This is a genomic window from Pseudomonas sp. B6002 (assembly GCF_013385985.1).
Lineage (GTDB): Bacteria > Pseudomonadota > Gammaproteobacteria > Pseudomonadales > Pseudomonadaceae > Aquipseudomonas.
Window position 1 is genome coordinate 49,893 of sequence record NZ_JACAOY010000028.1, and the last position, 21,370, is coordinate 71,262.

Here is a 21,370-nt window from a genome sequence, read left to right on the forward strand (position 1 = left end):
CCGCCGTAAGGGCGGAACCATAAGCCGCCGTAACCCAAAAAACGGATATGTACCCAAAACCCCAGCAAAAAATTGGTCACCCATTCTTCCCCCAAATTGGATATTCCTCCCCCAGGCCCCGATGACTAACCTAGCCATCAACCCCCACTGTCCTGGAGCACCACCATGCAAACCCGTACCGATTTCTACACTGCCTCCCCAGACGCCATGAAAGCCATGCTCGCCCTGGAAGCCGCCACCAGCAAACTGTCCATCGAACTGCCCCTGCTGGAACTGATCCGCCTGCGCGTATCGCAGATCAACGGCTGCGCCTTCTGCCTCGACATGCACACCGCCGACGCCCGTAAAGGCGGCGAAACCGAACGTCGCCTCTACACCCTGTCCGCCTGGCGCGAAACTCCGTTCTTCACCCCGCGTGAACGCGCTGCACTGGCCTGGGCCGAAAGCCTGACCCTGATCAGCCAGACCCACGCCCCGGACGAAGACTTCAATGCCCTGGCCGCCGAATTCAGTGCTCAGGAACAGGTCGACCTGAGCGTAGCCATCGCCACCATCAACAGCTGGAACCGCCTGGCCATCGGTTTTCGCAAAATGCCTAAATAACCCCCGCATACACGGCGCCAACCTCGGCACCGCTATCGCCCGCAAGCGGGCTCCTACAGTGTGTCGGCGGGCCGAGCAACATGTCGAGGTCGCCACAACCGTTGTAGGAGCCGGCTTGCCGGCGATGGCGCCCTTGAATACGGTGCAGAGGCCGGAGCCGCTATCGCCCGCAAGCGGGCTCCTACAGTTCGTCGGTAGGCCGAGCAACATGTCGAGGTCGCCATAACCTTTGTAGGAGCCGGCTTGCCGGCGATAGCGTCAGAAGTTCACCGAAGCACTCAGGCGTGCCGTCAGCGGTGCACCCTGGAACAGGTAGTCATCGCCAAGGTATTCGCCCGCATCGCGCCAGTAGCGCTTGTCGAAGAGGTTGTCGACACTCAGGCGAAACACCGTTTCATAGCCGTCCACTTTTGTGGTGTAGCGGCTGCCCACATTGACCACCGCGTAATCCCCCACTTCCACAGTGCCGGTGCGGTTGGCGTACTTCTTTGCGCTGTATTGCACACCGCCCAGCACCGCCAACCCGTTGACCCACGGCAACGCATAGTCGGCATACACACTCGCACGCAGCTTGGGCACGTTGATCGCCTGGTGGCCTTCATATTCAGGCGTGCCGCTGCCGGTCACCCGTGCGCGAATCGCGGCCACACTGGTTGCGATCTGCAAGCGGTCGGTGGCCCAGCCGTTGGCCGACAATTCCAGCCCGGTGTTTTTCTGCTCACCCTGTTGCACGTAGGTGAAGAGACCGGCGCCGTCGGGCTTGGCGTACTGGTAGGCCTGGCGGGTCTGGAACAGGGCGGCGGCGAAGCTGATGCGGCGCCAGTCGTATTTCACGCCGGTTTCGATCTGGCGTGAGGTGGTCGGGGCCAAGGTTGTGCTGTTGTTGGTCGCGAACCAGGGGGCGGTGCCGCCCAACGACAAACCTTTGCTGTAGCTGGTGTACAGCGAGATATTTTCCACTGGCTTGTAGATCAACGCGGCCTGGGGCAGGAACACGTATTGCTGGGTGTGACGCGTCTGATCGCCAGTGGTGCCGTCGAAGGCCTTTTCATCCAGGCGCACTTCGCGGCCACCCACGATGGTTTGCCATTGCTCGTTGAATGTGATGCGGTCGGTGATAAACAACCCGTATTGGCGGCTGTCGAGGTTGCGATGGCTGTCGTTCAACGGTTTGTCGGTTGGCGTGAAGCTCGGTGCATCTTCGTTGATATTGCCGCTGCCGATGTACTCGTTGACTGCTTCGCGCTTGTCGACCACCCGGCGAAACGCGCTGGTACCAAAGGTCAGTTCGTGGCCCAGGCCTGCTGTGTCGAACAGCCCGGTCATGGCCGCCTGCACTTCATCGTCCCGGCGTGTGTCGTCGGGGCTGCGGTAGTCGTAGATGTCGTAGTCACCTTCGGGGCTGAAGGTGTTGGCGTTGCAAGTCCCTACGTAATAACAGCCCCAGGCAAACGAACTGTAATCATCAATCACCACCTTGCTGCGCGCCGCACTCACGCTGCCTTTCCACTGGTCACTGAAGCGGTACTCAAACTTGCCGTTCAGGTTCAGCGAGTCGATACCCACCTGATGGGAGCCAGTCTGGTGACCGAGCAGTTTTTTCGGCGAGGCGTCATGGGGCACTTCGGTGCCGCCGAGCAGTTGATAGCCCGGCACCGAACGCTGGTTTTTGTTCTGGTATTCGGCGTCCAGTTGCAGCAAGGCGTCGGGGCTGATGTTCCAGTCGAAGGCCAGGGACGCGAAGTCACGCTGGCCGTTGGCGTGTTCCACATAGGAATTGAGGTCTTCATGGGCCACGTTGGCGCGCAGGCCGAACTGCTGTTCGCTGCCAAACCAGCCGCCGACGTCGGTCGCCACATAACCGCTGCCCCGGTCGTCGGTGGACACCGTTACCGAGCGCACATCTTCGGGGCGCTTGGTCACGTAGTTGATCACGCCGCTGGGCTCGGAAATCCCGCTTTGCAGGCCGGCCAGGCCTTTGAGCACTTCCACTTGCTGCTTGTTTTCCAGGGCGACGTTCTGCTCCCCGGTGATGGTGCGCCCATTGATCTTGTAGCTGCTCGCGGCGTTCAGCGAGAAACCGCGCACCACGAAGTTTTCGTAGTAGCCGATGGGCGCGTAGCTGTCGCCCACCGAGGCGTCGTTGCGCAGCACTTCACTGAGCAGGCGCGCTTGCTGGTCCTTGAGCATGGCCGCGTTGATCACCGTGATCGAGGCCGGGGTGTCCAGCAGCGGCGCCTCGTCGAAGCCGGCCACCGAGGCGGTTGAGTTGCGGTAGCCGGATTCATCCTGGCCCTGGACGTTTACCGCCGGTAATTCCAGTTCTGCGGCGAAGCTGCTGCCGATACCGCCTGTGAGCAGCAGGCCGAGGGCGAAACGTGAGGTGACAACGGGACGAAAACGCAAAACCATGGGGGCAGGGCCTTAAAGCGCAGGGCAGGGGGGCGCATAAGCTAGGCATAAGCGTGGTCTTTTACAAGCCTTCCGTAGGCGCCGGCTTGCTGGTGATGAGGCCCTTGAATAATGCAGTGATTTCAAGGGCGCCATCGCAGGCAAGCCAGCTCCCACAGAGTGAGGGTTGCGGTTCAGGTGGAGCGCTTGAGGGTTTCGCTCGGCAGTTCCTGGAACAGCGCCCGGTAGCTGTTGGAAAACCGCCCCAGGTGCCAGAACGACCAGTTCATCGCCACTTCGGCCACGGTGGTGTCACTGGCACTGAGCAGTTCGCGCCGCGCCCCGTTCAGCCGGCGCAACCTCAACCACTGTGCCGGGCTCATGCCGGTGTAGGTCTTGAAGCCCTGCTGCAGTTGACGCAGCGGCACCCCGGCAATTTGTGCCAGCTCCAGCAGGTTGACGGTCTCGTCCGGCGCATCCGCCGCCCATTCGCCGATGCGCGCCATCAGCCGGCGTTCTTCACTGCGCTTTTGCAATGAGCTGCGGTCCAGGCACACACAGGCGTTGTCGAGGATAAACAGGCAGTCGTCGAGCAGTTGCTGGGTGAGGGTGTCGCGGCTGACGGGGTCGATCACCGTGGACAAGCGCGTCAACGTCCCACTGAGCCAGCGGGTGAACAATGCGTTCTGCTGGCAGGTCAGCGGCGCCATGAACAGGCCTTCGAGTTTCGCCACGTCCAGGCCTTGGCGCTGCACGAATTGCGGGCCGAACACCACCGCCACTTCGCGGTAGTTCTCGGGGGTGATCCAGGTGTTGCGGCTTTCGCCATTGAGCATGTACAGCGCGTTGTCGCTGCCGTCGAAACAGAACGCCAGGGCACCGGGCGGGGCATTGAAATGCTGCTCGACGCGGGTGTTCATGCACTCTTCGTACACCTCCACGCCCTGCAGGTCGAGGTAGCGGATCTGCCCGGCGAAATGCCCCGGGGACATCTGCTGGTACTGCTGCACCCAACCGGGTGTCGCATTGCATTGGGCGGCTACATCACCGGTGGTGAAGGCCTGTACGCGCAAGGCTGTTGCCTGTGTCATGGGTGATCCGTGCGCACTCTATTGGTGCGTTGTGGTTCGTGCAAAGTGGATAGATGCCGTTTGAAGGCCGGCCCAAGATAGACCTCAATGCGCCAGGAGTACAAGCCGGCGCATGCACCCAACCCATGACGAGGTCCTTATGAACGCCCCCTTCGATCAGCTGTCCGCCTGGCTGAAAGAACACAAGATTACCGAAGTCGAATGCGTGATCAGTGATCTGACTGGCATCGCACGCGGCAAGATTGCACCCACCAACAAGTTCCTGCATGAGCGAGGCATGCGCCTGCCGGAAAGTGTGCTGCTGCAAACGGTGACCGGGGACTTTGTCGACGACGATATCTACTACGACCTGCTGGACCCGGCCGACATCGACATGGTCTGCCGCCCGGTGTCCAACGCGACCTACGTGGTGCCGTGGGCCATCGAGCCCACCGCGATTGTGATCCACGACACCTTCGACAAACAGGGCAACCCCATCGAGCTGTCGCCGCGCAACGTGCTCAAAAAGGTCTTGCAGCTCTACACCGATCAAGGCTGGCAGCCGATTGTCGCGCCGGAAATGGAGTTCTACCTGACCCAGCGTTGCGAAGACCCGGACCTGCCGCTGAAAACCCCGGTGGGCCGCTCCGGCCGCGCCGAAACCGGGCGTCAGTCGTTCTCCATCGACGCCGCCAACGAGTTCGACCCGCTGTTTGAAGATGTCTATGACTGGTGCGAGGCACAGGGCCTGGACCTCGACACGCTGATCCACGAAGACGGCCCGGCGCAGATGGAAATCAACTTCCGCCATGGTGACGCCCTCGACCTCGCCGACCAGATCACCGTGTTCAAGCGCACCCTGCGTGAGGCCGCGCTCAAGCACAACGTGGCCGCCACCTTCATGGCCAAGCCGGTGGCCGACGAGCCGGGCAGCGCCATGCACCTGCACCAGAGCGTGGTGGACATTGCCACCGGCAAGCCGGTGTTCGTCGATGCCGACGGCAACAAAAGCCAGCTGTTTTTGCACCACATCGGCGGCTTGCAGAAGTACATCCCCAAGCTGCTGCCGATGTTCGCACCCAACGTGAACTCGTTCCGCCGCTTCCTGCCGGACACCTCGGCGCCGGTCAACGTGGAGTGGGGCGAAGAGAACCGCACCGTCGGCCTGCGCGTGCCCACTTCCAGCCCCGATGCCATGCGCGTGGAAAACCGCCTGCCGGGTGCCGATGCCAATCCCTACCTGGCCATTGCGGCTAGTCTGCTGTGTGGCTACCTGGGGATGATTGAGCAGATCGAACCGAGTGCGCCGGTGGAAGGCCGCGCCTACGAGCGCCGCAACCTGCGCCTGCCGTTCACCCTCGAAGATGCGTTGGCGCGCATGGAGGACTGCGACACGGTCAAGCGCTACCTGGGCGACAAGTTCGTGCGCGGCTACGTCGCGGTGAAGCGCGCTGAGCATGAAAACTTCAAGCGCGTGATCAGTTCCTGGGAGCGTGAGTTCCTGCTGTTGAGCGTCTAAAAAAACCAATAAAGGGGTGTCGATATGCGTCTTGTGAAAAAGCTTCTTCCGCTGGCTCTCGTCGCAGCGTTCAGCAGCACCAGTCAGGCCGCGCAGACGGTAAGCGTCTATAACTGGACCGACTACATCGGCGAGACCACCTTGGCCGACTTCCAGGCCAAGACCGGGATCAAGGTGATCTACGACGTGTTCGACTCCAATGAAACCCTGGAGGGCAAGCTGCTCGCGGGGCGCACCGGCTATGACGTGGTGGTGCCGTCCAACCACTTCCTGGCACGCCAGGTAAAGGCCGGAGCGTTCCTCAAGCTGGACCGTTCGCAGTTGCCCAACTTCAAGAACCTGGACCCCAAGCTGCTCAAGCTGCTGGAAAAGAATGACCCCGGCAACGCCCACTCGGTGCCCTACCTGTGGGGCACCAACGGCATCGGCTACAACGTCGACAAGGTCAAGCAAGTGCTGGGCATCGACCATATCGACTCGTGGGCGGTGTTGTTCGAGCCGGAGAACATCAAGAAGCTGAACCAATGCGGCGTGGCGTTCCTCGACTCGGCCGATGAGCTGTTCCCGGCGATCCTCAACTACATGGGCAAGGACCCGCGCAGCGAGAACCCCGAGGACTACAAGCAGGCCGAAGCCAAGCTGCTGACGCTGCGGCCGTACATCACCTATTTCCATTCTTCCAAGTACATCTCCGACCTGGCCAACGGTGACATCTGCGTGGCCTTCGGTTATTCCGGCGACGTGTTCCAGGCGGCCAACCGCGCCAAGGAAGCCAAGAACGGCGTGAACATCGCCTACTCGATCCCCAAGGAAGGCTCCAACCTGTGGTTCGACCTGCTGGCGATTCCCGCCGATGCCAGCAACCCAAAAGAAGCTCATGCGTTTATCAACTACCTGCTCGACCCTGAGGTGATCGCCAAGGTCAGCGCCTCGGTGGGTTATGCCAACGCTAACCCGGCGGCCAAACCGTTCATGGCCCCGGAACTGGTGAACAACCCTGAGGTGTACCCGTCCCAGGAAGTGCTCGACAAACTCTACATTTCCACCACGCCCACCCCGGCGACCATGCGCCTGATGACCCGCGCCTGGAGCAAAGTGAAGACCAACAAATGATCGCGTCCAACGACCACGCCCGTTCCTATTACCGGGCCACGGCCAACGCCATGCAGCAGCGCCTGTCACTGGGCGCTGATCTGAGCGCCGATGTGTGCGTGATCGGCGGCGGGTTCACCGGGGTGAATACCGCCATCGAACTGGCCCAGCGCGGGCTGTCGGTGATCCTGCTGGAGGCCCGGCGCATTGGCTGGGGCGCCAGTGGGCGCAATGGCGGGCAATTGATCCGCGGGATTGGCCATGACGTGTCGGGGTTCGCCAAGTACGTGGGCGAGGAGGGCGTGCGTTACCTGGAGCGGGCCGGGATCGAGTCGGTGGAACTGGTGGGGCAGCGCATTCGCGATCATCAGATCGACTGCGACCTGCGCTGGGGCTTCTGCGAGCTGGCGAACACGGCGGCGCAATTCGCTGCGTTCAACGCTGAGCAAGAGCACCTTGCCGCCCTGGGCTATGCCCATCAAACCCGCCTGGTTGGCCCGCAGGACATCCAGCAAGTGGTCGGCTCGACGGTGTACGCCGGTGGCCTGGTGGACATGGGCTCTGGGCACCTGCACCCGCTGAACCTGGTGCTGGGCGAGGCCCAGGTGGCCGAGTCCCTCGGGGTGCTGATCTATGAGAACACCGAAGTGCTGGAGCTGATCCATGGCGACAGGGTGCAAGTGCGCTGCGCGGGTGGCACGGTGCGCGCTGACACGCTGGTGTTGGCCTGCAATGCCCATCTTGAGGAACTGGAGCCGCGCCTGAGCGGGAAGGTGCTGCCAGCGGGCAGCTACATCATCGCCACCGAGCCGTTGTCAACGGAACTGGCCAACCAGTTGATCCCGCAGAACCTGGCGTTGTGCGACCAGAAGGTCGGGCTGGATTACTACCGGCTCTCTGCTGACCGTCGCCTGTTGTTCGGCGGCGCCTGCCATTACTCCGGGCGCGATCCGGCGGACATCGCGGCCTACATGCAACCGAAGATGCTCAAGGTGTTCCCGCAGTTGGCCAATGCCGCCATCGAGTTTCAATGGGGCGGCAAGATCGGCATCACCGCCAACCGCTTTCCCCAGGTGGGGCGGTTGAAGCAGTACCCCAACGTGTTCTACGCCCAGGGCTATTCCGGGCATGGGCTGAACGTGACGCACTGGTGTGCAAAATTGCTGGCCGAAGGGATTCACGCCGGCCACAGCACTGGCCTGGATATCTTCAGCCAGGTGCCACACATGACTTTCCCGGGTGGCAAGGCCCTGCGCTCGCCGCTGCTGGCGCTGGGCATGCTCTGGTATCGCCTGAAGGAATTGGCCTGAAACCCCTGTAGGAGCCGGCTTGCCGGCGATCGCGGTGGTCCAGTTGACTGATGCGGTGGCTGATACATCGCCATCGCCGGCAAGCCAGCTCCCACATTTGGATCTATGCCTGGCCGGGAAGCTGGGTGCGCCACTGATCCCCTGTAGGAGCCGGCTTGCCGGCGATCGCGATGGTTCAGTCGACTTATGCGGTGTCTGATACATCGCCATCGCCGGCAAGCCAGCTCCTACATTTGGATCTATGCCTGGCCGGGAAGCTGGGTGCGCCACTGATCCCCTGTAGGAGCCGGCTTGCCGGCGATCGCGGTGGTCCAGTCGACTTGTGCGGTGGCTGATACACCGCCATCGCCGGCAAGCCGGCTCCTACAGGGGATCGGTCAATCCTTGGGTTCGGTGAGCACTTTGCGGAAAGTTTCTACCAATGGCCGCAGGTTGATCCGGTGCCATGCTGCCCACAGCGGGGTGGTGTAGGTCAGCCATGGCAGTTCGCGCAGGACCACGCCGGGCGGCGCGTTGCGGCTCAGGCCTTTTTGCACCATGGCCACGCCCAGCCCCGAGGCCACCAGGCCCAGGGCGGTGAACGGCTCGCTGGCTTCCATGGGGATCTGCGGGGTGAAGCCGGCGCGGATGCAGGCGGCCACGAAGTCATCGGTGGGGCTGGCGCCGGGTTTGCGTTGTACGCCGATCCACTCCTGCTCCGCCAGGTGCTCGGGCAGCAGCGTTTTTTGGTGGGCGAGGGGATGGTGCTCGGGCAAGGCCAGCAACATCGGGTCGTCCAATACTTGCAACGCGGTCAGGTCCGGGTCATCAGCAGCCGGTGGTTCGCCCACCAGTGCAATATCCAGGCTGCGCTGACGCAAACCTTCGAGCTGTTCCAGTGAAGGCAGGTTGTACAGCTTGATGTGCACGGTCGGGCGGTCGTCGCGCAATACCCGCAAGGCATTGGGCAGCACACCGGCATGCATGGCGTTCTCGATATAGCCGATGCACAAGCCGCCTTCTTCACCGCGTCCCAGGCGCTTGCCGAGGGATTCCAGGCGATTGGCATGGGTGAGCAACGCCTTGGTTTCGGCAAGAAAGGTCTGGCCGTCACGGGTCAGGCGGATGCGCTGCTGGCTGCGTTCGAACAGGGTCAGGCCAAGGCGTTCTTCGAGCTGGGCGATCTGCCGGCTCAACGGCGACTGGGAGATGTGCAAGCGCTCGGCGGCGCGGCCGACGTGTTCTTCTTCGGCGACCACTTCGAAATAGCGCAGTTGGCGTAGGTCGATCATGTTAGACCTCGTGGGACTCAAGTCGGTCGGAGTATGTCTTGGACGGTCCGATCTTGGCAATCTAGGATCTGCTCAACGGTCACCGCGACCACGAACCGATTGAGGAACCACAATGAGCTTGAAAGACAAACTGCCCGGGCCACTGGGCTTTGGCACCGCGCCACTGGGCAACATGTTCCGCGCCATTCCCGAAGACGAGGCCCAGGCCACCGTCGAGGCGGCCTGGAACCAGGGCGTGCGTTACTTCGATACCGCGCCGTTCTACGGCTCGGGCCTTTCCGAGATCCGCCTGGGCCAGGCCCTGGCGCAGTACAACCGCGACGACTTCGTGCTCAGCACCAAAGTAGGCCGGGTGATTCTCGATGAAGTCGAGGAAAGCGCCCGTGACCTCGGCGAAAAGAGCGGCGTATTCGAACACGGCCGCCCCAACAAGATGCTCAACGACTACAGCACCGACGCCACGCTGCGTTCGATTGAAGACAGCCTGACCCGCCTGAAAACCGACCGACTGGACATTGTGTGGATCCACGACATCGCCCAGGACTTCTACGGCGACCAATGGCTGGAGTACTTCAACCAGGCCCGCACCGGCGCCTTCAAGGTGCTGACCCGCTTGCGTGAAGAAGGTGTGATCAAGGCCTGGGGCCTGGGCGTCAACCGCGTGGAGCCGTGCGAATTGACCCTGGACCTGAGCGAGGCGCAGCCCGACGGTTTCCTGTTGGCTGGCCGCTACACCTTGCTGGACCACGACCGCGCCCTGCAACGCCTGATGGACGCTGCCCACGCACAGAACGTCGAATTTGTCGTCGGCGGCCCCTACAGCTCGGGCATCCTGGCCGGTGGCGCGCACTTCGAATACCAGAAGGCCAGCCCGGCGATCATCAGCAAAGTCGAGCAGATCAAGGCGATTGCCCAGGCCTTCGGCGTCAGCGTGAAAGCCGCTGCACTGCAATTCTCCCTGGCGCATCCGGCCGTGGCTGCTGTAATTCCGGGTGCCAGTCGTCCGGGGCGGATTGCCGAAGACGTCGCGGCGTTGTCAGAAACCATTCCGGCAGCCTTCTGGCTGGCCCTGCGCGACGCCCGACTGATTTCGGACCGCGCACCTCTGCCGCTCTAACTCAAGGACTCTTGCGATGAACATTGATGTAAGTGGAAAGGTTGCCATTGTCAGCGGCAGCACCGCCGGGATCGGCCTGGGTATCAGCCAGGCCCTGGCGCAATCCGGCGCGACCGTGGTGGTAATCGGGCGTGAAAAGAGTAAGGTCGACGAGGCCCTGGCCAGTATCCGCCAGGCGGTGCCGGGCGCCGACCTGCGTGGCCTGGTGGCCGACCTGGGCACGGCCGACGGCGCGCAAACGCTGTTCGCCGCCGAACCCCGCGCCGACATCCTGGTCAACAACCTGGGCATCTTCAACGATGTGGACTTCTTCGAGGCGCCCGACAGTGAGTGGACGCGCTTCTATGAGGTCAATGTGATCTCCGGCGTGCGCCTGGCGAGGCACTATGTGCCGGGTATGGTCGAGCAGGGCTGGGGGCGGGTGATCTTCCTGTCGTCGGAGTCCGGCGTGGCGACCCCGGCCGACATGATCAACTACGGCGTGACCAAGAGCGCTAACCTGGCGGTGTCCCACGGCCTGGCCAAGCGCTTGGCGGGCACCGGGGTGACGGTCAATGCGGTGTTGCCGGGGCCGACGTTTACCGATGGCCTGGAGCATATGCTCAAGGACGCCACCGCCAAGTCGGGGCGCAGTGCGCGGGACGAGGCCGATGTGTTTGTGCGCCAGGCGCGCCCTACGTCGATCATCCAGCGTGCGGCCAATGTGGATGAAGTGGCGAACCTGGTGGCGTACATTGCCTCACCGCTGTCGTCGGCAACCACAGGCGCTGCACTGCGGGTCGACGGTGGCGTTGTCGACAGCATGGCGATCTGAATTCTTTTAATTGCGTGGAGTATTTATCGTGGCAACAGCCTCTTCTGTAATCGAAGTTCCGGTATCGGCCGATCAGGTCTGGCAATTGGTGGGCGGCTTCAACGCGCTGCCGGACTGGCTGCCGTTTATCGTCAAGAGCGAGCCAAGTGACGGCGGCCGCGTACGCCATTTGCAAACCGCTGACGGCGGGGTGGTGGTCGAGCGTTTGCAGACGTTTGACAACGTGGCTCGCACCTACAGCTACACCATCGAGCAATCGCCGTTCCCGGTGAGCGCGTACCTGGCGACCTTGCAGGTTGAGGCGTTGACCGACTCGTCGGCGAAAGTGACCTGGTCCGGTGTGTTCACGCCGGTCGCGGGCACTACCGATGCGGCGGTGGAAGAGTTGTTTGCCGGCGTCTACAGCGGCGGCCTTGAGGCCCTGCGCGCCAACTTCTAACCCGACTCGCCAGACAACACAAATCCAATGTGGGAGCTGGCTTGCCTGCGAAAGCTGTGTATCAGTCACCGGAATTATTGACTGATCCACCGCTATCGCAGGCAAGCCAGCTCCCACAGGGTTGTGTGGGGGTTGTGTTATTCGGGCATGAGTTGTTGGCGGCACTCGAGGATCAAGCGGGCACCGCCTTGCTTGCTGGTGCCCACCTCCAACTTGAACCCATGCAAGTTGATGATCGCCGCCACAATCGACAAGCCCAACCCGAACCCGCCTTGCTGGTCGCTTTCATCCACGCGATAGAAGCGCTGGAACACCGCATCGCGTTCCGCCACCGGTATGCCGGGGCCGGAGTCGTGCACTTCAATGCGCGTGCTGCCCGCATCATTGACCCCGCGCAAAATCACCTCGCCGCCCGGTGGGGAGAACTTGATCGAGTTGCTCAGCAGGTTGGCCAGGGCTTCGAACAACAGGGCGCGGTCGCCGGTGATCCACGGCAGGGATTCCGGGGTTTCGAGCCGCAGTTGCAATTCACCTTCCTCGGCCAACGGCAGGTAGAAGTCGTGCAGTTCGCGCAACAGCGGCAACGGGTCCATCACCAGGAAGCCTGAACGGCGCTGGTGGTCTTCCAGCTCCGAGATGCGCAACAGCCCGCGAAAGCGCGCCATCAAGGTGTCGGTTTCGGCAATGGCATCATCGAGTTTTACCGCGTAGCCCGAGTCCTCTTCAGCTTCTTGCTTGATGCGGTACAACTGCGCCCGCAGGCGTGTCAGCGGGGTGCGCAGGTCGTGGGCGATGTTGTCGCACACGCCCTTGACCTCGTTCATCAGCTTCTCGATGCGGTCGAGCATGGCGTTGACGATGGCCGCGAGCATGTCCAGCTCATCACGCCGGTTCGACAGCGGCAAGCGGTGAGTGAGGTCGCCAGCCACGATGGCTTCGGCGCTCGCCTGGATCCCGCGGATACGCCGCAGCGGGCGACGCCGCAACAGATGCCAGCCGGCCGCACCGGGGATGATGGTCAGGGACAGTGCCCACAACAGCGCATGCCAGATGATCCGGGTCACGCCGAACAGCGAACCGTTGGCCCGCACCAGCACCAGCCAGCGGCCGTCTTCGGTGTGGGTGGCCACGGCGTCGCAGCTGTCCTTGGGCAGTTTTGGGTCGTCGGAGTCGACGCAGTTGGCCAGGGCGTGGATCTTGCCGTCCAGCGGCAGGTCCGGCGGCACGGCGCGAATCGGCCCGCTCAGGGGGCGGAACTGTTCATCGAACAGGCCGTAGGCGTCCACGCCCTTCATGTCGAAGGTCATGCTGGTGGTCAGCGCTTCGACCAGCTCTTCGCCGTCGAAACGCTGGAACAGGTGCTGGCGCTGCATCAGGGAATGGCGCGACAGGTCGCCCAGGTAGCCCGACACTTCGTAGTACAGCACCCCCATGAGGATGCAGCTCCACGCCACGAACAACGAACTGTAGAGCGCCAGCAAGCGGCTGCTGGAGGAACGCCAGCCCTTAGAGGGGTTCAGCAATGACATAGCCGGAGCCTCGTACCGTGCGGATCAGCGGCGTGAGGCCCGGGGGATCGATTTTCTTGCGCAGGCGACCGATGTGCACGTCGATCAGGTTGGTGCCCGGGTCGAAGTGGTAGCCCCAGACTTCCTCGAAAATCATCATCCGCGACAGGATCTGGCCGGTGTTGCGCATCAGGAATTCGAGCAACTTGTACTCGGTGGGCAGCAGGCTCAGGGGTTGCTCGGCACGGCTGGCTTCGCGGCTGATCAGGTTCAGTTCCAGGTCGGCCACGCGCAGGGCGGTCTCGAACTCCTTCACGGTGCTTTTGCGGCGCAGCAGCACTTCGACGCGGGCGGCCATTTCGTCGGAGGCGAACGGCTTGGTCAGGTAGTCGTCGCCCCCGGCGCGCAGGCCACGGACTCGCTCGTCGACATCGGAGAGGGCGCTGATCATCAAGATCGGCGTCGACACGCCGATGGTGCGCAGGGTGGTCACGATGGCCAGGCCATCGAGTTCCGGCAGCATCCGGTCGAGGGTGATCAGATCGTAATCACCACTGACAGCACGGACCAGGCCTTCGCGGCCGTTGTCCACCCAATCCACATCCAGTCCATGGCTACTCAGCTCGGCGACGATCTCGCGGGCTGTTACGGCGTCATCCTCGATTGTCAAAATACGGGTCATAGGATTACCTGGTGAGCGGTTCACACGACAGAGGTGGGGCCATTTTGCCAAGAAATGCCTGAACGCTTCCTAAATTAAACTTCATCTTGGCAAAACCGACACATTTTCATGTTGCAACACTTCCTTCTGTGGGAGCTGGCTTGCCTGCGATAGCGGTCTATCAGGCACCGCACGGGGCAGCAGGTAGGCCGCCATCGCCGGCAAGCCGGCTCCTACACGTTTGGCGGGAGTGCATAACGCCCGCCGCAATCGATCAGTTCTTGCAAGTTGCACGGTCCTAGGAAGTTCAAGTTATTTAACGCATTGAAAAACAAGGCATTTTATTTTCGCGACGACTGGCATGGTGCCTGCACTGTCCCTTTTGAGACTTGTAACACCATTTTTCTGCCTGGAGTACAACAACAATGATCACATCCTCATCCACGCTGCAAGAGTCGAGCACGCTCTCCGGGGTTTCCTGGGGGGCGATCTTTGCCGGGGCCGCTGCGGCGGCGGCATTGTCCCTTATCCTCGTTTTGCTGGGCTTTGGCCTGGGTTTCTCGGCGGTGTCGCCGTGGGCCGACAGCGGTGTCAGCGCCAAGGGGCTTGGCATTTCCACGATTGTCTGGCTGGCCTTCACCCAGATCGTCGCGTCGGGCCTGGGCGGCTACATCGCCGGTCGGTTACGCGTGAAGTGGGCCAATATGCACGGCGATGAGGTGTACTTTCGCGACACCGCCCACGGCTTCCTGGCCTGGGCCGTGGCTACCCTGGTGACCGCGATGCTGGTGGTCGGCTCCGTCAGCAGTGTGGTCGGTGGCGGCGTCAAAGCCGGTGCGAGTGTGGCTTCGGGCGCAGCCCAAGCCGTCGGCAGCGCCGCCCAAGGCGTGAAAGGCGATGACTTCGGCTACTACGTCGACAGCCTGTTCCGCGACGACCGCCCGGTTGCCGTCAGCGATGACGCGGCCCACGGCGTGGTAGCGCGCATCTTCACCCGTACCCTCGCCAATGACGGCCAACTGGCCCCAGAGGATCGTGCCTACCTGGCCCAGTTGATCAGCCAGCGCACCAACCTCAGCCAGGCCGACGCCGAAGCACGTATCGACAAAGTCTATGGCGACGCCCGCAAGGCTGTGGAAGACGCCAAGCTCAAAGCCAAGCAGGCTGCTGATACGGCTGCGAAAGTCGCCGCGTATACCTCGCTGTGGACCTTCATTTCCCTGCTGATCGGTGCGTTCTTTGCCAGCTTCGCTGCTACCTACGGCGGTCGCCGCCGTGATGCAGTGGTGTATGTCGAAACCGAACACTTCGTACGTTAATTCAAGGAGAACATCATGCGCTCATTACTGCTGTGGTTCCTCGGTGTGCCTATCCCGGTCATCATCCTGATCGCGATCTTCATGCACTGATCCCGAGCCTGGCTCGGTCCCCTGTGGGAGCGGGCTTGCTCGCGAATGCGGTGTGTCAGCGACTGATGAGTTGGCTGACACGGCGCTTTCGCGAGCAAGTCGAATCGTCGCACCGCCGCTCCCACATTTGTTAATGGCGGCTTAACGCGCGCTTGGCTAGACTCGCGCCCCATGAGCCGCCTTCTACGTGTCATCCTCGTCATGCTACTGAGCCTCACGCTTCCCCTCACCGGGATGGCGGGTGTGCCGTCGAGCACCGAGCCTTGTCCGATGAAGATGAGCGACATGCGCCTGATGAGTGACATGTCCCCCGACTGCTGCCAGAGCGGCGTCGACCATGGCAAAGCGTGCAAACCCGGGCAGGAATGCAAGACCGGCGGCGTGTTGCAATTGTCGATGCCGGTGCTCAAGGCACCGCTGACCCTGGCCCATCCCCTGGCCGTAAACCTCGCCTCGGATTTCATCCCCGACCGCACGCCGTCCGGCGTCTGGCGCCCACCCCGTTCCTGATTCCTGTAGCACCTCAAGCCTCATTCCTCCCTCGGGATGACCTTGCTGTGGGCCGCATAACGCGGCGCGCAGTGGAACAGATCAGGAATCTTCACCATGAATGCCCTCTACCTGCGCGCCCTGATGATGGGCGTGCTGGCGTGGCCGGCGTTGGCGAGCGCGCTGACCCTGGATGACGCCCTGCGCCTGGCGCAAAACAACGCGCCGTCGTTGACGGCCGAGTCGGCCAAGTTGCACGCCGCGACCCAGGCAGCGATCCCGGCCGGCGAGTTACCCGACCCCAAACTGGTGGTCGGCTTGCAGAACTTCCCCATCGGCGGGCCCAATCGCGGCACGTTGTATGGCGATGACATGACCCAACAGATGATCGGTATCCAGCAGCAAGTGCCCAGCCGCGACAAGCGCAAGGCACGGGTCGAGCTGGCCGATGCCACCGTCGAACGCACGGCCGCCGAAGGGCGTATCGAACGCCTGAACGTGCGCCAGGCCACCGCCCAGGCATGGATTCGCGCCTATGCGGTGGAGCAAAAGCAAGCGCTGTTCCCGGCGTTCTACCAGCAAAATCGGTTGCTGCAAGACAGCGTGCGCGCGCAACTGGCGGGTGGGCGTGGCCAGGCGTCGGATGCGGTGATCCCCCGGCAGGAAGCCGCCGACCTGAACGGGCGCGAAGACGAACTGACCGAGCAACGTGCCCAGGCCCGTGCAGCCCTCAAGCGCTGGATCGGCCCGGCCGCCAATCAAGCCCCCAGCGGTGCGTTGCCCAACTGGACCCTCGACAGCCACGGCCTGAGCCACAACCTGCACCAACACCCCGAGCTGCAAGCCTATGCGCCGCGTACCCGCGAGGCCGAAGCACGGTTGCAGGAAGCCAAGGCGCAAAAGACCTCGGATTGGAGCTGGGAAGTCGACTACGGCCATCGCAGCCGTGAGTTCGGTGACATGGTCAACGTGCAGTTCACCTTTGACCTGCCGATTTTTCCCGGCCGCCGTCAGAACCCCGGCATCGCCGCCAAGCAGGCAGAGCTGGACCAGCTGGACGCCGAGCGTGAAGCCGCCACTCGCGAGCATGTGCAGATGCTCGACGACGACCTGGCGCAGTACCAGCGCCTGGACCGGGCGGTGCAACGCAGCCAGGACAGCCTGGTGCCGCTCGCCGAGGAAAAGGTGCGCCTGAGCCTGGCCGGTTACCGGGCGGGCAAGGCTGACCTGATGAGCGTGGTCAGCGCCCGTCGCGAACTGGTCGAAGCCCGTTTCAAACAGATTGATGCCTTGGAACAACGCGCCCTGGTCGGCGCCCAGCTGTATTTTGCCTATGGGGAACCTGCCAATGAATAATCGAATCGTGGCGGCGCTAGTGCTGCTGGGGCTGGGCGCAGGTTATGGGCTGGCACAGCTGCATCCCACCGCTTCGGCACCGGCTAAAGACGACAAAAAAGCGCTGTATTGGTACGACCCGATGTACCCGCAGCAGCAATTCGACAAGCCTGGCAAGTCGCCCTTCATGGACATGCAGCTGGTGCCGCGCTACGCCGACGGTGGCGCAGCGGCCGCAATGCCTGCGGTGCAGATCGACCCGCGCCAGGCCCAGAACATCGGGGTGCGCCTGGCGCCGGTAACCCGGGGCGTACTGACCACGACGCTGGACGTGTCGGGCACCCTGGCGTTCAACGACCGTGACGTGGCCGTGGTGCAGGCGCGGGCGGCGGGGTTTGTCGAGCGGGTCTACGCCCGGGCACCGGGGGACGTGCTCAAGGCCGGGGCGCCGCTGGCGGACATTCTGGTACCCGAGTGGGCGGCCGCCCAGGAGGAGTTCCTGGCACTGCGCCGCAGCGGTGAGGGCAGCCTGATCGGCGCCGCCCGCCAGCGCCTGCGCCTGAGTGGCATGCCCGCAACGTTGATCGCACAGATGGAGCGCAGCGGCCAGGTGCAGTCGGTGTTGACCATCACCAGCCCGTTGAATGGCGCGCTGCAGACCCTGGAGGTGCGCGAGGGCATGACGGTCGCGGCGGGGCAGACACTGGCGCGGTTCAATGGCCTGGATCAGGTGTGGTTACAGGTCGCCGTGCCCGAAGCCCAGGGCGCTGCCTTGTACGTGGGGCAAAGCGTGCAGAGCCGCTTTGTCGGTTTGCCGGGCAAAACGCTCACCGGCACGGTCAGCGCGATCCTGCCGGCCGCAGCCCTGGACAGCCGCACCGTGCAGGTGCGTGTCGAGCTGCCCAACCCCGACGGCACCTTGCGCCCCGGCATGACGGCCCAGGTCAGCCTGGCGCAAGGCAGCGCACAACCGGTGGTGCAGGTGCCCAGCGAAGCCTTGATCCGCACCGGCAAGCGGGTGCTGGTGATGCTGGCCGAGGAGGGCGGTCATTACCGGCCCGTCGAGGTGCACGTGGGGGCTGAAAGCCAGGACCAGACCGCAGTCGTCAGCGGCTTGCAGGAAGGCCAGCAGGTGGTCGCGTCCGGGCAGTTCCTGCTCGATTCCGAGGCCAGTCTCAAGGGCATCACCGCGACCCCTGCCGAAGCCGCGATGAACATGCAGCCGGGAGCCCAGCCATGATTGCCTTGTTGATTCGCTGGTCGGTGGCCAACCGCTTCCTGGTGTTGCTCGCCACGCTGTTCATCACGGCGTGGGGCGTCTGGTCGGTGCAGAACACGCCGGTGGACGCCTTGCCGGACCTCTCGGATGTGCAGGTGATTATCCGCACGCCGTACCCGGGCCAGGCGCCGCAGATTGTCGAGAACCAGGTCACCTACCCCATGACTACCACCATGCTCTCGGTGCCGGGGGCCAAGACCGTGCGTGGTTTTTCGTTCTTCGGCGACAGCTATGTGTACGTGTTGTTTGATGAAGGCACCGACCTGTACTGGGCGCGCTCGCGGGTGCTGGAATACCTCAGCCAATTGCAGGCGCGCCTGCCGGCGTCGGCCAAACCCTCGCTGGGGCCTGACGCCACGGGGGTGGGCTGGATCTATCAGTACGCCTTGGTGGACCGCACCGGCCAGCATGACCTGGCGCAATTGCGCGCCTTGCAGGACTGGTTCCTCAAGTTCGAGCTCAAGACCCTGCCCAACGTGGCGGAAGTGGCGACCATCGGCGGCCAGGTCAAGCAGTACCAGGTGCAACTCGACCCGTTGGCGCTGGCCAGTCGCGGGATCACCCAGGCGCAGGTCAAGGAGGCCATCGACAAGGCCAATCAGGAAACCGGTGGTTCGGTGCTCAACCTGGGCGAATCCGAATACGTGGTACGAGCCTCCGGCTACCTGAAAAGCCTGGCCGACTTCCGCGCCATTCCGTTACGCCTGGACGCGAACAACGTGCCGGTCACCCTCGGCGATGTGGCGAACATCCAGTTGGGCCCGGACCTGCGCCGGGGCATCAGTGAGCTGGACGGTGAGGGCGAGGCGGTGGGCGGCGTGGTGATCCTGCGCAGCGGCAAGAACGCGCGGGAAGCTATCGCGGCGGTCAAGGTCAAACTCGACCAGCTCAAAGCCAGCCTGCCGCCCGGCGTGGAGATCGTCACCACCTACGATCGCAGCAAGCTCATCGACCGCGCCGTGGACAACCTCAGCCATAAACTGCTGGAAGAGTTCCTGGTGGTGGCGCTGGTGTGCGGGATTTTCCTGTGGCACCTGCGTTCGTCCCTGGTGGCGATTATCTCGCTGCCGGTGGGGGTGCTGATCGCCTTTATCGTCATGCGCTTCCAAGGCATCAACGCCAACCTGATGTCCCTGGGCGGCATCGCGATTGCCATCGGCGCGATGGTGGACGCGGCGGTGGTGATGATCGAGAACGCCCACAAGAAAATCGAAGCCTGGCACCACGCCAATCCCGGGCGGGAGCTGAAAGGTGAAGCGCACTGGAAGGTGATGACGGAAGCGGCGGTGGAGGTTGGCCCGGCGCTGTTTTTCTGCCTGCTGATCATCACCTTGTCGTTCATTCCGGTGTTTACCTTGCAGGCCCAGGAAGGCCGCCTGTTCGGTCCGCTGGCCTACACCAAGACCTACGCCATGGCGGCGGCTGCCGGCTTGTCGGTGACCTTGATCCCGGTACTGATGGGCTACTGGATTCGCGGGCGCATTCCCGATGAACAGCGCAACCCGCTCAATCGAGGCTTGATCAAGCTCTACCAGCCGGCCTTGGACGCCGTGCTGCGTTGGCCGCGCATGACCTTGCTGGTGGCGTTGCTGATGGTCGCCAGTGCGCTGTGGCCCGTCTCGAAACTGGGCGGTGAATTCCTGCCGCCGCTGGATGAGGGCGACTTGTTGTACATGCCGTCGGCGTTGCCGGGCTTGTCCACGCAAACGGCGGGCGAGTTGCTGCAACGCACCGACCGGCTGATCAAGACCGTGCCCGAGGTCGCCCATGTGTTCGGCAAGGCCGGGCGCGCCGAAACCGCCACCGACCCGGCGCCGCTGGAGATGTTCGAGACCACTATCGAGTTCAAGCCCAGGGACCAATGGCGCCCCGGCATGACCCCGGACAAACTGGTGAAGGAGCTGGATCGAGTGGTGCAGGTGCCGGGCCTGACCAACATCTGGATCCCGCCGATCCGCAACCGCATCGACATGCTCGCCACCGGGGTCAAGAGCCCGATTGGCGTGAAGGTCGCGGGCAGCAACCTGATGCAGATCGACGCCGTGACCCAGGCCGTGGAGAAGGTCGCCAAAGGCGTGCCGGGGGTGAGTTCGGCCCTGGCTGAACGCTTGACCGGCGGGCGTTACATCGACGTGGACATCGACCGTGCCGCCGCCGCGCAATATGGGCTGAACATCACCGATGTGCAGTCGATTGTGTCGGGGGCGGTGGGCGGCGAGACCATCGGCGAAACCGTGGAAGGCCTGGCACGCTTCCCGATCAGTCTGCGTTACCCCAAGGAATGGCGCGACTCGGTGCAGGCGCTGCGAGACCTGCCGGTGTACACACCGAAGGGCAGCCAGATTACCTTGGGCACGGTGGCAAAAATCGAGGTCAACGATGGCCCGCCGATGCTCAAGAGTGAAAACGCGCGGCCTTCGGGCTGGGTGTATATCGACGTGCGTGATCGTGACTTGGCGTCGGTGGTGAAAGACCTACGCACGGCTATCAACGCGCAGGTGCACCTGCAACCGGGCATGAGCTTGAGTTACTCGGGGCAGTTCGAGTTCCTGGAGCGCGCCAATCAGCGTCTGAAATTGGTGGTACCGGCCACATTGCTGATCATCTTTGTGCTGCTGTACCTGACCTTTCGCCGGGTGGAGGAGGCGTTGTTGATTCTGGCGACGCTGCCGTTTGCCCTGACGGGCGGGGTGTGGTTGCTCTACTGGCTGGGCTTCAACCTGTCGGTGGCCACGGGTGTGGGGTTTATCGCGTTGGCGGGGGTGTCGGCGGAGTTTGGCGTGATCATGCTGCTGTACCTGAAAAACGCCTGGGCCGAGCGCAAGGACGGCAACCTGCTGGCCGCTATCAGCGAAGGCGCGGTGCTGCGGGTGCGGCCCAAGGCGATGACGGTGGCGGTGATCATCGCCGGGCTGTTGCCGATTCTGCTGGGGGGCGGTACGGGCAGTGAAGTGATGAGCCGCATTGCTGCGCCGATGATTGGCGGGATGCTCACGGCGCCGTTGCTGTCGCTGTTCGTCATCCCGGCGGCGTACTACCTGATGCGTAAAGCCAAACACTAAC

General features: G+C 63.1%; 17 protein-coding genes. 12 read left to right on the forward strand and 5 right to left on the reverse strand.

Going from position 1 to position 21,370, the window contains the following annotated elements; all coding sequences use genetic code 11:
• Positions 1 to 165: 165 nt before the first annotated feature.
• Positions 166 to 603, forward strand: a complete 438-nt coding sequence (locus HX792_RS27465) for a carboxymuconolactone decarboxylase family protein (protein WP_176999025.1) — start codon at positions 166 to 168, stop codon at positions 601 to 603.
• 258 nt (positions 604 to 861) lie between these two features.
• Here HX792_RS27465 and HX792_RS27470 read toward each other — a convergent pair whose 3' ends face one another.
• On the reverse strand, positions 862 to 3,015 hold the full coding sequence (locus tag HX792_RS27470; RefSeq protein WP_176999026.1) for a TonB-dependent siderophore receptor: 2,154 nt from the start codon (positions 3,013 to 3,015) through the stop codon (positions 862 to 864).
• A gap of 173 nt (positions 3,016 to 3,188) precedes the next feature.
• Positions 3,189 to 4,085 (reverse strand): helix-turn-helix domain-containing protein, encoded by an 897-nt coding sequence (locus tag HX792_RS27475; protein WP_176999027.1) that lies wholly within the window; start codon positions 4,083 to 4,085, stop codon positions 3,189 to 3,191.
• Positions 4,086 to 4,224: 139 nt separating this feature from the next.
• Here HX792_RS27475 and HX792_RS27480 point away from each other — a divergent pair, with 139 nt between their 5' ends.
• Genes HX792_RS27480 through HX792_RS27490 form a run of 3 tightly spaced genes read left to right on the forward strand, consistent with a single transcriptional unit; the run spans position 4,225 to position 7,985 of the window.
• A complete protein-coding gene (locus tag HX792_RS27480; protein WP_176999028.1) occupies positions 4,225 to 5,583 on the forward strand; it encodes a glutamine synthetase family protein in 1,359 nt (452 codons plus the stop codon).
• Positions 5,584 to 5,607: 24 nt separating this feature from the next.
• Positions 5,608 to 6,696 carry a polyamine ABC transporter substrate-binding protein gene (locus HX792_RS27485; protein WP_176999029.1) on the forward strand — a complete coding sequence of 363 codons (1,089 nt, stop codon included), beginning with the start codon at positions 5,608 to 5,610 and terminating at the stop codon, positions 6,694 to 6,696.
• Complete coding sequence (locus tag HX792_RS27490; protein ID WP_176999030.1) at positions 6,693 to 7,985, forward strand: FAD-binding oxidoreductase; 1,293 nt, start codon at positions 6,693 to 6,695, stop codon at positions 7,983 to 7,985. Before HX792_RS27485 ends, HX792_RS27490 begins: the two co-directional genes overlap by 4 nt.
• Positions 7,986 to 8,362: 377 nt before the next feature.
• Here the strand turns inward: HX792_RS27490 and HX792_RS27495 are convergent, their stop codons facing one another.
• Positions 8,363 to 9,256 (reverse strand): LysR substrate-binding domain-containing protein, encoded by an 894-nt coding sequence (locus HX792_RS27495; protein WP_176999031.1) that lies wholly within the window; start codon positions 9,254 to 9,256, stop codon positions 8,363 to 8,365.
• A gap of 112 nt (positions 9,257 to 9,368) precedes the next feature.
• On the opposite strand from HX792_RS27495, the gene HX792_RS27500 reads away from it, so the two are divergent.
• The 3 genes from HX792_RS27500 to HX792_RS27510 are packed head-to-tail and all read left to right on the forward strand — an operon-like array spanning position 9,369 to position 11,626.
• A complete protein-coding gene (locus tag HX792_RS27500) occupies positions 9,369 to 10,373 on the forward strand; it encodes an aldo/keto reductase (protein ID WP_176999032.1) in 1,005 nt (334 codons plus the stop codon).
• A 16-nt stretch (positions 10,374 to 10,389) separates the two neighbouring features.
• A complete protein-coding gene (locus tag HX792_RS27505; RefSeq protein ID WP_176999033.1) occupies positions 10,390 to 11,187 on the forward strand; it encodes an SDR family NAD(P)-dependent oxidoreductase in 798 nt (265 codons plus the stop codon).
• 28 nt (positions 11,188 to 11,215) lie between these two features.
• Positions 11,216 to 11,626: an SRPBCC family protein gene (locus tag HX792_RS27510; protein ID WP_176999034.1), complete on the forward strand. Its 411-nt coding sequence runs from the start codon at positions 11,216 to 11,218 to the stop codon at positions 11,624 to 11,626.
• A 137-nt stretch (positions 11,627 to 11,763) separates the two neighbouring features.
• On the opposite strand, the gene HX792_RS27515 is transcribed toward HX792_RS27510, so the two are convergent.
• Both HX792_RS27515 and HX792_RS27520 read right to left on the reverse strand, forming a co-directional pair.
• Positions 11,764 to 13,155 (reverse strand): HAMP domain-containing sensor histidine kinase, encoded by a 1,392-nt coding sequence (locus HX792_RS27515; protein ID WP_176999035.1) that lies wholly within the window; start codon positions 13,153 to 13,155, stop codon positions 11,764 to 11,766.
• On the reverse strand, positions 13,133 to 13,816 hold the full coding sequence (locus tag HX792_RS27520) for a response regulator transcription factor (RefSeq protein ID WP_003219726.1): 684 nt from the start codon (positions 13,814 to 13,816) through the stop codon (positions 13,133 to 13,135). The genes HX792_RS27515 and HX792_RS27520 overlap by 23 nt, the downstream gene beginning before the upstream one ends.
• Before the next feature lie 404 nt (positions 13,817 to 14,220).
• Between HX792_RS27520 and HX792_RS27525 the strand changes: the two genes are divergently transcribed.
• From HX792_RS27525 to HX792_RS27545, 5 genes are all read left to right on the forward strand, one after another.
• Complete coding sequence (locus tag HX792_RS27525; protein WP_176999036.1) at positions 14,221 to 15,114, forward strand: hypothetical protein; 894 nt, start codon at positions 14,221 to 14,223, stop codon at positions 15,112 to 15,114.
• 261 nt (positions 15,115 to 15,375) lie between these two features.
• Complete coding sequence (locus HX792_RS27530; RefSeq protein ID WP_176999037.1) at positions 15,376 to 15,714, forward strand: hypothetical protein; 339 nt, start codon at positions 15,376 to 15,378, stop codon at positions 15,712 to 15,714.
• Between the two features lie 96 nt (positions 15,715 to 15,810).
• Entirely contained in the window at positions 15,811 to 17,049 is a 1,239-nt protein-coding gene (locus tag HX792_RS27535) for a TolC family protein (protein ID WP_176999038.1), read from the forward strand.
• The gene (locus HX792_RS27540; protein WP_176999039.1) at positions 17,042 to 18,268 is read left to right on the forward strand and encodes an efflux RND transporter periplasmic adaptor subunit; all 1,227 of its coding nucleotides are present in this window, start codon (positions 17,042 to 17,044) and stop codon (positions 18,266 to 18,268) included. Before HX792_RS27535 ends, HX792_RS27540 begins: the two co-directional genes overlap by 8 nt.
• The gene (locus HX792_RS27545; RefSeq protein WP_176999040.1) at positions 18,265 to 21,369 is read left to right on the forward strand and encodes an efflux RND transporter permease subunit; all 3,105 of its coding nucleotides are present in this window, start codon (positions 18,265 to 18,267) and stop codon (positions 21,367 to 21,369) included. The genes HX792_RS27540 and HX792_RS27545 overlap by 4 nt, the downstream gene beginning before the upstream one ends.
• Position 21,370: the final 1 nt, after the last annotated feature.